The organism is Streptomyces sp. NPDC001135, assembly GCF_053598395.1.
Map to the genome: position 1 here is coordinate 36,825 of NZ_JBSFKD010000051.1, position 12,235 is coordinate 49,059.

General features: G+C 72.6%; 11 protein-coding genes. 3 read left to right on the top strand and 8 right to left on the bottom strand.

The features are described from left to right. Positions 1-23: 23 nt before the first annotated feature. From ACWC94_RS39260 to ACWC94_RS39275, 4 genes are all read right to left on the bottom strand, one after another. Positions 24-1,256 carry a cytochrome P450 family protein gene (locus ACWC94_RS39260; protein ID WP_450802178.1) on the bottom strand — a complete coding sequence of 411 codons (1,233 nt, stop codon included), beginning with the start codon at positions 1,254-1,256 and terminating at the stop codon, positions 24-26. A 119-nt stretch (positions 1,257-1,375) separates the two neighbouring features. Continuing rightward, complete coding sequence (locus ACWC94_RS39265; protein ID WP_450802180.1) at positions 1,376-2,623, bottom strand: serine hydrolase domain-containing protein; 1,248 nt, start codon at positions 2,621-2,623, stop codon at positions 1,376-1,378. A 367-nt stretch (positions 2,624-2,990) separates the two neighbouring features. Next, a complete protein-coding gene (locus ACWC94_RS39270) occupies positions 2,991-3,458 on the bottom strand; it encodes a hypothetical protein (RefSeq protein ID WP_450802182.1) in 468 nt (155 codons plus the stop codon). A gap of 204 nt (positions 3,459-3,662) precedes the next feature. Further along, complete coding sequence (locus tag ACWC94_RS39275; RefSeq protein WP_450802184.1) at positions 3,663-4,769, bottom strand: PP2C family protein-serine/threonine phosphatase; 1,107 nt, start codon at positions 4,767-4,769, stop codon at positions 3,663-3,665. A 676-nt stretch (positions 4,770-5,445) separates the two neighbouring features. On the opposite strand from ACWC94_RS39275, the gene ACWC94_RS39280 reads away from it, so the two are divergent. Beyond that, positions 5,446-6,354 (top strand): GNAT family N-acetyltransferase, encoded by a 909-nt coding sequence (locus tag ACWC94_RS39280; RefSeq protein ID WP_450802186.1) that lies wholly within the window; start codon positions 5,446-5,448, stop codon positions 6,352-6,354. Positions 6,355-6,667: 313 nt separating this feature from the next. Here ACWC94_RS39280 and ACWC94_RS39285 read toward each other — a convergent pair whose 3' ends face one another. From ACWC94_RS39285 to ACWC94_RS39300, 4 genes are all read right to left on the bottom strand, one after another. Further along, positions 6,668-7,555, bottom strand: a complete 888-nt coding sequence (locus ACWC94_RS39285; protein ID WP_450802188.1) for a Gfo/Idh/MocA family protein — start codon at positions 7,553-7,555, stop codon at positions 6,668-6,670. 35 nt (positions 7,556-7,590) lie between these two features. Next, positions 7,591-8,574 carry an ATP-grasp ribosomal peptide maturase gene (tgmB, locus tag ACWC94_RS39290; RefSeq protein ID WP_450802190.1) on the bottom strand — a complete coding sequence of 328 codons (984 nt, stop codon included), beginning with the start codon at positions 8,572-8,574 and terminating at the stop codon, positions 7,591-7,593. 17 nt (positions 8,575-8,591) lie between these two features. Continuing rightward, on the bottom strand, positions 8,592-8,783 hold the full coding sequence (gene tgmA / locus ACWC94_RS39295; protein WP_020938095.1) for a putative ATP-grasp-modified RiPP: 192 nt from the start codon (positions 8,781-8,783) through the stop codon (positions 8,592-8,594). Positions 8,784-9,099: 316 nt separating this feature from the next. Beyond that, the gene (locus ACWC94_RS39300; RefSeq protein ID WP_450802199.1) at positions 9,100-9,936 is read right to left on the bottom strand and encodes a fructosamine kinase family protein; all 837 of its coding nucleotides are present in this window, start codon (positions 9,934-9,936) and stop codon (positions 9,100-9,102) included. 227 nt (positions 9,937-10,163) lie between these two features. On the opposite strand from ACWC94_RS39300, the gene ACWC94_RS39305 reads away from it, so the two are divergent. Further along, on the top strand, positions 10,164-10,874 hold the full coding sequence (locus ACWC94_RS39305) for a tRNA-dependent cyclodipeptide synthase (protein WP_450802191.1): 711 nt from the start codon (positions 10,164-10,166) through the stop codon (positions 10,872-10,874). Then, a complete protein-coding gene (locus ACWC94_RS39310) occupies positions 10,871-12,082 on the top strand; it encodes a cytochrome P450 (RefSeq protein ID WP_450802193.1) in 1,212 nt (403 codons plus the stop codon). Before ACWC94_RS39305 ends, ACWC94_RS39310 begins: the two co-directional genes overlap by 4 nt. The last annotated feature ends 153 nt before the right edge of the window (positions 12,083-12,235 follow it).

Sequence of the window (12,235 nt, forward strand, 5' to 3'; positions counted from 1 at the left end):
CGGTCGCGGCCCCGCGTTCCGGCTCAGGCCCCCAGCAGCACCGGGATCTCCTGCCAGCCGTGCGCGATGAACGACGGCACATGCCGCAGCTCACCCGCGTCCACGGCCAGGCGCAGGTCCGGGAAGCGGGCGAACAGCGCGGGCAGCGCCGTGAGGGCCTCCAGCCGGGCCAGCGGAGCGCCGACGCAGCGGTGCACACCGATCCCGAACGCCAGATGGTCCTCGGCGTCGCGGGCCGCGTCGAAGACGGCCGCGTCGGGGCCGTAGTGCGCGGGGTCCAGGCCCGCGGCCGCGTAGGTCGTGATGATCGCGTCACCGGCCGGGATCGTCACGTCCCCCACCTTCAGATCCTCGACCGCGAACCGCAGCGGCAGCGCCGCGATGGACGGATGGACCCGCAGTGTCTCGTCGATCACCCCGCCCCAGCCCACCGCCCCGGACCGCACCGCCGTCAGCTGCGCCGGACCGGTCAGCAGCGCGACCACCGCGTTGCCGATGAGATTGACGGTGGTCTCGAACCCGGCCCCGACCACCAGCAGCAGCGTGTGCAGCAACTCCTCGTCCGAGAGCCGGTCGCCGTCCTCGTCGCGGACCCGGATCAGCTCCGTGGTGACGTCGTCGCCGGGATGCGTCCGCCGGTACTCGATCAGCGCGCCGAACACCGAGCCGATCCGCTCGTGCACGGACGCGGCGAACTCGGGGCTCGGGTCGGAGGTGTCCATGATGTCGGCGACGAGCCGTGTCGTGTCGGGCCACAACTCCTCGGGCACCCCGAGCAGGTCGCAGATCATGCGCATCGGCAGCGGATGCGCCAGCCCGGCCCGCAGGTCGACCACGCCGCCGTCGGCCCCGTCGGCCGCCAGCACGTCCAGCAGCTGGGTGGTCAGGGCCGCCACACGCGGCCGCAACGCCTCGGTACGCCGGTGCGTGAAACTCGGCGCGACCAGCTTGCGCAGCCGGGCGTGGTCGGCGCCGTAGGTGGAGAGCATGTTGACCACACCCACCCAGGTCGCCATCCAGCTCCAGGACGGATGCCGGGCCAGGTCCGGCCACAGGCGCCAGTGACGGCGCGCGTCCTTGCTGACCCGGGGATCGAGGATCAGCTCCTTCAGGCCGTCGTAACCGGTGGGCGCCCAGGCGGGGATGCCGCCGGGCAGTTCGACCGGTACGACGGGACCGAGCGCGCGCAGCCGGGCGCTCTGCGCGACGATGTCCGAGCCGAAGGGATCGAGGGCGGTGCGGTCGGGGACGGTCACGTCTGCTCTCCTGGCCGAGCGGCCCTCTTGCGAGGCGGTCGCCCTCAGTAGACGCCGTCATCGTCGGCCGGCACACCGCACGGTCTCACCGGGGGCGGGAAACCGGCCGCACACGGCCCTCAACCAGTGGGCGAGACTGGCAAGTTGTAGACATGCGAGGGAGAGATGATCTTCGTGACGGCCTCGCCCAGGACGGTGCTCGGCTCCTGGGACCGGTAGTCGGTGTCGGTGTTGAGGAGCGCTACGAGCGTCGTCCGTGACGACGGCAGGTAGACGGTCAGCGACTCGTAGCCGGGCAGCGAGCCGTTGTGGCCGATCCAGCCCCGCACGTCGAAGATGCCGAGGCCGTATCCGGCGCCCTTGATCGAGCTGGTAGGCGGCGTGATCAGCCGCTGCTTCTGGGCGGCGGCACTGACCATCCGCGTTCCGTCCGGGAACTTGCCCGTGGCGACCGTACGCGCCCAGGTGTGCAGATCACCGAGCGTCGAGATCATCGCGCCGGCCGCCCAGCCCCACGACGGATTCCAGTCGGCCGAGTCGGCCTCCTTGCCGTTCGCCGTCTGCCGGGTGTAGCCCTGCGCGTGCGGGGCGGGGAACTCGCTGCCGGTCGGGAAGACCGTGTGCTTCATGCCGGCTGGGTCGAGGATGTGCTGTGCGATGTAGTTCCCGAGGCGCTGCCCGCTCTCCTTCTCCACCACCAGACCGAGCAGGATGAGGTTGGTGTTGCTGTAGAAGAACTTCTGCCCCGGCTGGAACATCACCGGGTGTCTGAAGGAGTAGGCGAGCAACTGCCGGGGGGTGAAGGGCCGTTGCGGGTCGGAGGTGAGCGCCTTGGAGAAGCCGGGGTCCTCCGAGTAGTTGAACAGCCCGCTGCGCATCCCGGCGAGCTGACGCAACGTGATCCTGTTCCCGTTGGGCACGCCGTCGACATATGTGCCGATCGGGTCGTCCAGACCGACCTTCTTCTGGTCCACCAGCTGCAGCAACGCGGTCACGGTGAACGTCTTGGTCTCGCTGCCGATGCGCATGTACAGGTCCGGTGCCATCCTTCGGCCCGTGCTCTTGTCGGCGACCCCGAACGAGCGGACGTAGTCCGGCTGTCCCGGTGTCCAGACGCCGACGGTCACGCCGGGCACGTTCGCCTCGCGCATCACCTTCCGTACGGCGCTGTCGAGTTGGCGTGCCACGCGCGGGGTGAGATCACGGACGGCCGGTCCGGAGGGTGCCGGACCGGGCTGTGCGGCGGCGGGGGCGGCCGGCACGGAGACCGGTGCGGCCCAGGCGGGTCCGGCGGCCAGTGGTGTCATCAGCGTCCCCACCGTGACGGCGACCGCGGCCCCCCTCAGCAGACGGCGGGATTGCGGCATGGTCTGACTCCAACCACGGGAGAGCCGAACGTGCGGTGAGCGGGACGTCGGAGCCCGGACCTCCCCAGCATAGGAGCGCCCATCCGGGCCCGCCCGCCGGGCGGACGGGCACGGCGGCCCTGCTCGGCACCCGCCGACGGAACGCTTGCCCGACGCACGGAGGACCTCCCTCCGACGCCGACCTCCCTCCCCGGCCGGGAAGGGGAGGGGAGGGGAGGGGAGGGAGCGGACTCGGTCGGGGAACCGACCCACGCCCACCTCGTCGCCGGGTGACGGGCGCACGGGGGTCCGTGTCGGCGCGACGGGGTGAGCCGTCGGCCGTGGGGCCCCTGGGGCGTGCGATCCGAGTCGAGGCGTGACCGGCCCTTCACTGTCCGCACACCGGCGCGAGGACCGCGAGGGTGCCGTTGGCGTGTTGGAGCGCTTCCTCGAGGGGGCCGGGCGAGTGGAGTGTGCCGGTGCCGTCGGGCGGTACGAGCCACTCCAGGAAACGCGCGGGCCGGTACGGCGGCGGTACGGCCACCCAGGCCCCCTTGGCCGCGTACCGCAGACCTGCTCCCACCCAGCCCCCGGAGGGATCCGGCGGCAGGAAGAACCCGACCCGGCCCGCCGCCGTGTCGACCAGCGTGGGTCCCGGCGCGGGCACCCCGGGCCGCCACAACAGATCCAGGGTGAGCAGCCCCAGCTTGTCGGGGACGGTCAGCACGTCCCAGAAGCGGCCGGCCTCCAGCAGCGCGATGCCCTCGCCGTGATCCCACTCCTGTTTGCAGGAGCGCGGGTCCGCCGCGGCCGCCGCCAGCCACTCCACGCCCCGCATCCACATCGTGTTCGTCATGCACTGCTCCGGGTGTCCTCGCTCGCCCACACTCGGCCCAGGGAACGGCCGTGACCGGGCACTTCGTGCGCCTGCACACCAACCCGGCATATGCATGCTCGTAGATATTTCTACGTGGCGGAAGGGGTGGCGAACCCTGGCGTTTGAGACGGAACGTTCGAACCCCGGTCACGGGTTCGCCGGTTGGGAGAGGAAGCGGGGCGATCAGGCGGCCGGCGGCTCGGGTGCCAGCACCAGCATCGTGACGTCGTCCCGGACCTCGTAGCGCCGCTGCACGAGGTCCGCCCACACGACCCCCGGCAACTCGGCGGGCGGTGTACCGGCCAGGGTGGCGAGACGGGCGGGCAGCGGATAGAAGGCGTCACCGGCGTCCCGTGCCTCCCACACCCCGTCCGAGGCCAGGAACATCCGGTCGCCCGGCCCGAGCGTCACCGAGACCTCCTTCGGCGGGTCCACGCCGACCAGCCCGAGCCCCAGCGGCGGTCCCGGCACGACCGTCATCTCCACGGCATGCTCCTCGTGCAGCAGCACGGGCGCCGGATGACCGCAGGCCACGACCCGCACCACACGCCCGTCCGGGGAGAACTCCAGCAGAACCCCGGTGGCGAACAGCTCCGTGTGCCGCACGCCCGCCGAGTCCACCGCCAGCCTGCGGTCCATCCGCGCGGCGACCGACTCCAGGTCCGGCTGGTCCAGCACCGCCTCCCGGAAAGCGCCCAGCAGCGACACCACCGTAGCGACCGCCGACAGTCCGTGCCCCTGTACGTCGCCCATCACCGCGCGCACCCCGTACGGCCCGTCCCGCACGTCGAAGAAGTCCCCGCCCACCAGCGTCCCGTCCTGCGCGGCCCGGTAGAAACCCGTGCACCCCACGCACCCGACCCGCTGCGGCAGCAGCGGCATCACCGCCCGCTGCACGGCCTCGCCGATCGCCCGCTCCGCGTCCAGCTGGGCGTCCCGGTGACTGCGCACGAACGACACGAACACGCTCAGCGCGGCCACGAACACGATGGTCAGCAGATCGGTGTTGCCGGGGCGGTCGAGATGCGTGGCGGGCACGTTCAGCACCACGACCACCCCGAGGCCGAGGAGCCCGGTGGCCAGCGGGCCGTACGACAGGACGGCCAGCGGCGGGATGGCTCCGAGCAGGAAGCCGAGATCGCGCGCGTGGGGGGTGACCGTGGTGGCCGTGCCGACGGCCACGAGCAGCAGCACGGGCAACACCCGCACCCACCACGGCGGCGGCGCGCCCCGCAGCCAGCCGCGGTCCTCCAGGTCCCCACGCGACGACCCGCCGCGCACCCATCGCACACCCCCAAGCTACGCCGCCCTCCGCACCCGGGCCTCCCGCCCGGGACCGCACCGGGGCGTCCCGCCGGTGACCGGTGACCGGCGACCCGCCGGCCCCACCGAGCGGGACAGCACCGGGGCCTCCAGCCCGGGACCGCGGCGGAGGCTCACGCACTGCACTGCACGGCACCCGGGCCCGCTCGGGATTGCAGCGGAGTCTCACGCACGGCACAGGGCTCGCCTCGGGCAGCGGCGGAAGCCTCATGTACGGCACGGCATCGAGGGCCCCGACCGGGACAACGGCGGAGCCTCGGGCACGGCACAGGGCCCGCCCCGGCCGGCAGCGGAAGCCTCATGCGTCTCCCGCCCAGGGCGGCGCCCGGGCCGTCCGCTCGGGGCGTTCGGTACTCGCCGGACAGCGTCGTGGTACGGCCCGGGGTCGCGCTGCCCGGAGCGGATCGCCGGACGCCGGCGCCGATGAGCCGACCGTGCGGATGAGCCGGTGGTGTCGATATGCGGTGGACGCCCCGGGCGCGGGCCGCTTAGCCTGTGCCGGCACGCCCTAGACGGATGGAAGGAGGCGAGCGTCATGGCCACTGTCATCCCGCGCTCCCACCTCCCCGTCACCCGGGTGTGCCACGCCTGACCGGGAGCGCCTTCCCGCCGCACCGCGGCACGCCGCATCCCGGAGGACCCCATGACCACCCCGGTCATCCACACGCTCGACGAGAGCACCGCGCATCTCTTCCACACCATGCCCGACCCGCTGGCGTTCCGGGACAAGCACCGGAGCACCCGCTACCGCCCCGACTGGCAGCGCATCGCCGTACGCGACGGCCGCACCGTGGCCCGCGCCGCCTGGTGGGGCCGCCCCGAGGACCCCGAGCCGCTCGTGATCAACTGGTTCGACGTCGCCGACGGCGAGGAGGAGGCCGGGGCCGAACTCCTGCGCACGGCACCCTGGCGGACCGACGAACTCGAACTCGACCTGCCCGCCGGCTGGCGCACCGACGCCCGGCAGCAGGCCGCCGCCGACGTCCGCGCCGCTGCCGCCCGCGCGGCCGGCTACGCACCACTGGTGGAGCGGCTCGTGTACCGCTGGACCCCGGACTGCGGCCTGCCCGAACGGCCCGGCCGCCTGCTCTTCTCGGGAGAGCCGGACGACGCGGTGTTCTTCGGCCTGCTGCGCCGGATCCACTCCGTCACCCTCGACGCGCACGCCCTCCGGGCCATCGAGCAGGGCGGACCGGACCGGGCGGCACAGCAGGAACTGGACGTCTTCCGCTGGTTTCCGTCACCGCGCGCGTGGTGGCGGATCGCCCGCACGCCCGAGGGCGAGACGGTCGGCATCCACATCCCCGCGCGCAACCCTTCCGGGCCCTGCGTCGGTTTCATCGGCGTCGTGCCCGAACAGCGGGGCCACGGCTACGCCTACGACCTGCTCGCCGAATGCACCCACTTCCTGGCGGCTCAGGGCGCCGAGTTCATCGCCGCCGCCACCGACCGGACCAACCTCCCCATGGCCGCCCACTTCACCACGGGCGGCTACCCCGTCGTGCGGGAGCGCATCAACTTCTGGTCCCACGGCGTCGTCAGCACCGGGTGACATGCCGGTGGCGGGGTGATCGACACGGCCCACCCGCCGCCATCACCACGGCCACCGCCACCGCTCGCTCCCGTGCCCGCGCCGGAAGGGCGGACCGGAGCCGGGGCCCTGCGCGGGCAGTGGCGGCGGGGGTTCGGGGCCAGGGGGTTTCGTTCGGATCAGGTCGCATCAGGTCGGATCAGGCCGCGGGCGTCCGGTGCGGCGCATCGCAAGGCGGAGGGTCACCCGTGTACGGGGCATACCCGGGTGACCCGACAACGCGGCGAGGTGCCGTGCCGGGCGTCGCGTACCCGGGCTGATCCAAACGAGCCCCCTACTCCCCGGGAGCTGTCAGGCGGGACTCCGCCGTGGCCAGGATCTCGGTGACACGGAGGCCGAACGCGGCGTCACAGGCGTGCGGGCGGCCCGTGCGGGCGGCCCGCGCCAGGGCGTCGGCGGCGCGGGTGAGCGCCGGGACCGCTCCCTCGGAACTCCCCGGCATCAGCGCCACGCCCGCCTCGCCCCGCAGCTCCACGTCGGCCCCGGCCGCCGCCGGCGGCGCCGTCAGGCTCAGCGTGAGCGTGCTCGACGCGCCGGTGGCGTGGTCAAGAACCAGGTGCACGGTGTCCGCGGGACCGTGCGCCGCCGCCACGACCTGCCGTACGTCACCGAGGACCGGCAGCAGGACCGACAGCGCGTGCGGACCGACGTCCCACAACGCGCCCTTCTCCCGCCGCCACGGCGAGGCCGCGAACGGGCTGTCGGAGGTGAACACGGCCCCCAGCCACTGGGCACGGGCCGTGAACCAGCCCGCCTCGGCCGCCTGTTCCTCGATCCAGGCCTCCGGCTCCTTCTGGAAGCGCGCGGTGAAGAACACCACCGACGCCACCCCGGCCCGCTCCGCCGCTTCCGCGACCGCTCGCCCCTCGGCGACCGACACCGCGAGCGGCTTGTCCAGCAGCAGATGACGGCCCGCCCGAGCCGCACGCACCGCCAACTCGCCCTGCACGGACGGCGGCAGGGCCACGGCCACCGCGTCCACGTCGTCCAGCAGCGCGTCCACGTCGGCGTACGCGGGGACGTCGTACTGCTCGGCCAGTGCCGTGGCCGCTACCGGCCGGCGGCCCCACACCCCGGCGAACTCCACGCCGGTGTGCCCGGCGAGGGCGGGGGCGTACGCCGCCCGGGCCCACGGGCCCGTTCCCAGCAGTCCGATACGCATGTGGCGTTCCTCTCTCCCAGCCGATCCCCGCATCCTCAAGATGCTGCGCTCCGGTCGCCCTCCGCACACCCGCGGTCCCGATCCCCGCCCTCGGCAAGCCACTTGGCGATCGTGGCGGAGATGGGCTGACCTGTGTCCATCTCGACGAACCCGAACTGGCCCGACTGGTTGCACTCCAGGAACCACCAGATCCCGTCCGCGTCCTCCGCGAAGTCGAATGCGCCGTAAGCCAGTTCCGCGCCCCTCATGTACCGCCGTACGCCCTCGGCAACGCGCGGCGGCACCTCCGCGGGCAGCCAGGGAGAGACCTGCGGGGCGAAACGGACGTCCACGTCGTCCGGGTGGGCGTCCGGGTCGGTGGGCTTGTGCGCGGCCAGCAGCGTGTCGCCGACGACGGTGAGCCGGATGTCGGCCCGCTTGGTGATCCGCCGCTGCAGCAGCGTCGGGCCGAAGGCCACCGCCGAGAAGTCGGTGTCCGGCGGGACCCGGCTGGTCGGCACCGCACGCGGCGGCTCCTGCGGATGCGCGCCGGACACCGGCTTGACCACCAGGTCCGGGAAGCGCTCGGCGAACTCCCGCGCCGCCTGCGGGAACGTCGTGATCAGCGTGGCCGGCACCGCCAGACCGCTGTTCTGTGCGAGGCGCAGCTGCCAGGGCTTGTGGCGGGCGCGGCGGGCCGCGTCCGGATGGTTCATCCAACGCGCGTCGGTGGCGCGCAGCATGCCGTACAGCGCCTGCGACGACTCCTCCGTCAGCCAGGCGGACGGCTGGGCGGCGCGGGTGGCGGCGTCCCCGGGTCTGCGGACCCAGATGGAGCGCAGGCCGTTCATGCTCACGAGGCGCCCGCCGGCGGACAGGTGTCCACGGCAGGCGCCCTGCACGTACTCGCCCGACAGCGCCACCCCGTTGGTGAGGTCGGCGGGGTCCAGCCGGACGACCGGCACGCCGGCCTCGCCCAGCCGCAGGACCACCATGTCGGCCGTCACGTCTTCTTCACTGGTCAGGATGAGCACGGTCATCTTCCAGGGCCCGCGATTCAGTCGTCGAAGTGCGTCTTGGAACCCGCCGTGGAGGTCGTGGTCCCAAGTGCCCTGAGGGTGGCATGGTCGGTGGCGGCGATCCGCCCGTCCGGGAGGACGTTCAACTGCAGTCCGGAGTCGTACGCGTACGGAGTGGTGACGTCCAACTGCACAGCGGGCCGCGCGTAGTTGAGCGTGAACGGTTGCATGGTCTCTCCCTGTTTCGGCTTTCACGTCCTTATACGAATCGAACGGGTGATTGGTTTCCTTACGCTGCGTAACCACGGGCCGGGGGGCCGCGCTGAAAGGACCCGCATGGCTCATGACGCCGGCGAGCCCCGCGGCGTTGCGGCCGACTGCCGACTGCCGACTGCCGACTGCCGACTGCCGACTGCCGACTGCCGACTGCCGACTGCCGACTGCCGACTGCCGACTGTCGACTGCCGACCGTCGTCGGGTGCGGGGGCGGTGCGATGCCGTTCCCGCTGTGGGTGGAGGGGCTGGGGGAGGGGCCGGTGATCCGGGTCAGGCCGCGAGCGCGCTGTGGGCCACCGTCAGGGCCTGTTCCGCGTACCCGCGTCCGAACAGCACCGCGTGGACCAGCAGGGGGAACAGCTGGTGCACGCCCACCCGCTCCCGCCGGCCGGGCGCGAGCGGTGTGGCTTCCTCGTACCCGGCGAGCACCAGGTCGAGATGAGGGCAGCCGAACAGCTGGAGCATCGCCAGGTCGGTCTCCCGGTGGCCGCCGTGCGCGGCCGGGTCGATGAGCCGGACCTCACCGTCGGCGCCCCACAGCACGTTCCCGTTCCACAGGTCCCCGTGCAGCCGCGCGGAAGGCTCGGCGGGTCCGGCCAGCTCCGGCAGCAGCGCGCAGACGCGTTCGAACACGGCCGCTTCGCCCGGCCGCAGCGTGCCGCGGTCGACCGCGCCGCGCACGTACGGCAGCACGCGGTGCTCGGCGTACCAGCCGGGCCAGTCGGTGCCCGGCGTGTTGCGCATCGGGGCCAGGCCGATGAACGCGTCCTCGGGGCCGTCGGGCGGCGGCGCTCCGAAATCCGAAGCACCCGCGGCGTGCAGCGCGGCGAGAGCCTGGCCGAAACGTAGCGCCGCCGTCGGATCCGGCCGTCCGGTCGGCACCCGCTCCGTCACCATCCAGTGTTCGTCGTACCCGAGCACCGCCGGCACCCGGACCGCGTCCGCGGCGGCCAGCCAGCGCAGCCCCGCCACCTCGGCGCGCACGGCCCCGGGAGCGTCGCCGTGCTTGACCATCACCGAAGTCCCGCCGTCCAGCGTGACCTGGGCAAGTGTCCCGGAGGGCGCCCGCGCGCCGGTGACCGGGCGTCCGGTGAGCCGGGACGCCACCCGCCGCGGATCCTCGTGATCCTCGTCTCGGTTGACCACGACCCCAGCCTACGGCCCGCAACTGGGCCCAGCAGTGGGGAACTTCAACCATTACTACGACTGTTTTCAGCCAAACCCCGGCGGTAACTACCCGTGCTGAATCCGTACGGCTAGCGTGAGCACGCCGCGCTGCCACACCAGGGGCACAGGGCCCCGCCGGGACTAGCGCGCGGCGGAGGATTTCCCCCTTGACCACAGCATCCGTGCTGATGGCCGACGTCTTCGAAGTCCAGCCCTACACCTCCCACTGCGAAGTCATCCTCGGCGAGGGCGCGCACGCCGTGATCGGTGTGTCCCCGGGCAACAGCTACTTCTCCGCCCGTCGCCTGCACGACCTCGCCCGCTGGGGACTGGACCACTTCGACAGGGTCGACTTCGTGTACACCGACCTGTACGTCGCCGAGATGTACGAGGCCTCCGGCTACCCGCCGGACGAGGCCCGGCGCAAGGCGGTGAAGAACCTGCGCGGGGTACGCGCCAAGGTCCGTGACGCCGTGTCGGCGGCCGACCCGGAGGGCCTGCGACTGGACTGGCACCCCATGTCGGAATTCCGCACCAACCCCGCCTACCAGGACATCCACCGGCACCTCACGGTGCGCCTGGCCTCCGACGGGGCCTTCCGGGCCGTGTGCGACGCCCTGGTGAATCGTTTCCTCAGTGCCCGTGGCGAGGAGCCCACCGAGCGCCAGCGCGCGGTGTGCCTGGAGTACGTGTGCGCCGAGGCCCCGCTCTTCCTGGACACCCCCGCCATTCTCAAAGTTCCCTCCTCACTCAATTGCTACCACCAACTGCTGCCGATGGCCGAGCTGTTGTACTCCCGCGGCGCAGGCCTGCGCGCCTCCCGCAACCAGGGCCACGCCATCGTCACCCCTGCCGCCCTGGAAGGAGCCGTGGCATGACCACCGCCCCCGATACCCCCACCGACCGCCCACCCCTGCTCGACTTCCCGTTCTCCTGGGACGGCACCCGGGTTCCCGCCGAGGTCGAGGAGGTACGCGCCGCAACCCCCGTACGGCGCGTGCGGACCATCGCCGGTGACGAGGCCTGGCTGGTGTCGTCGTACGAGCTGTGCGCGCAGGTGCTGAAGGACGACCGGTTCTCCCTGAAGGACACCTCCGCCCCCGGCGTACCCCGGCAGTACGCCCTCACGATCCCGCCCGAGGTCGTGAACAACATGGGCAACATCACCGGTGCCGGACTGCGCCGGGCGGTGCTGAAGGCGCTCAACCCGAAGTCACCGGGTCTGATGGAGTGGCTGCGCGAGGAGGCGCACCGGCTGGTGGACCGGATGGCGGCCGACGGCCCGACGGCCGACCTGCGCGGCGCGTTCTGCGAGCCGTACTCGGCGGGTATGCACTGCCGGATCCTCGGCATCCCGCAGACCGAGGCCCCGGTCTTTCTGCGCAGCCTCGACATCGCCTTCATGAACTCCCCGTGCCCGATCACCGGCGCGAAGATCAACTGGGACCGGGACATCGCCCGGATGACGGCTCTGCTCGACGACCCGGCGACGCACGGCCTGATGGGCGAACTCGCCGCCCTGCGCGACGACCCCGAGTACGCGCACCTGTCCGACGAGATGCTGGCCACCGTCGGTGTCACGATGTTCGGCGCGGGAGTCATCTCCACCTCGGGCTTCCTTTCCATGGCCCTGGTGTACCTGCTCACCCATCCCATCGCCCGCGACCTCCTGCGGGACCGCCCGGACCTGATCGGCCCGGGTGTGGAGGAACTGCTGCGGGTCAACCTCTCCATCGGTGACGCCCTGCCCCGCCTCGCCCTGGAGGACGTCCGGCTCGGCGGTGCCGACATCCGCGCGGGCGAACTCGTCCTGGTGCTGGTGGAGGGGGCCAACCTCGACCCGGAGAAGTTCCCCGACCCGCACCGCTTCGACATCCACCGGGACAACACCGCCGACCACCTCTCCTTCGGCGGCGGCGCCCACTACTGCCCCGCCACCGCGCTCGGCCGCGCGCACGCCCGGATCGCCCTGGAGGTCCTCCTCGACCGGCTCCCGGACCTCGCGCTCGCCGTACCGTCCGGCCAACTCGTCTGGCGCACGGGCTTCATGAAGCGGATCCCGGAGCGGCTCCCGGTGACCTGGTAACCCGCGACACCCCGCCACCCGTACGGCGTCCCCGCCCCGGCACCCCGGGCGGGGACGCCGAGGGGACCGGCCGACGGCGGTGCTCCGAGCGCACCTGAATGAGTTCGGCACCGCTAAGGACGGGCGTGTCTTCCCCAATGAAAGGGGGGATCT

Excerpts from the sequence above, each read along its gene's own strand:
- ACWC94_RS39265 (WP_450802180.1), bottom strand. The coding sequence starts at position 2,623 with ATGCCGCAATCCCGCCGTCTGCTGAGGGGGGCCGCGGTCGCCGTCACG.
- ACWC94_RS39270 (WP_450802182.1), bottom strand. The coding sequence starts at position 3,458 with ATGACGAACACGATGTGGATGCGGGGCGTGGAGTGGCTGGCGGCGGCC.
- ACWC94_RS39280 (WP_450802186.1), top strand. The coding sequence starts at position 5,446 with ATGACCACCCCGGTCATCCACACGCTCGACGAGAGCACCGCGCATCTC.
- ACWC94_RS39285 (WP_450802188.1), bottom strand. The coding sequence starts at position 7,555 with ATGCGTATCGGACTGCTGGGAACGGGCCCGTGGGCCCGGGCGGCGTAC.
- tgmB (WP_450802190.1), bottom strand. The coding sequence starts at position 8,574 with ATGACCGTGCTCATCCTGACCAGTGAAGAAGACGTGACGGCCGACATG.
- tgmA (WP_020938095.1), bottom strand. The coding sequence starts at position 8,783 with ATGCAACCGTTCACGCTCAACTACGCGCGGCCCGCTGTGCAGTTGGAC.
- ACWC94_RS39310 (WP_450802193.1), top strand. The coding sequence starts at position 10,871 with ATGACCACCGCCCCCGATACCCCCACCGACCGCCCACCCCTGCTCGAC.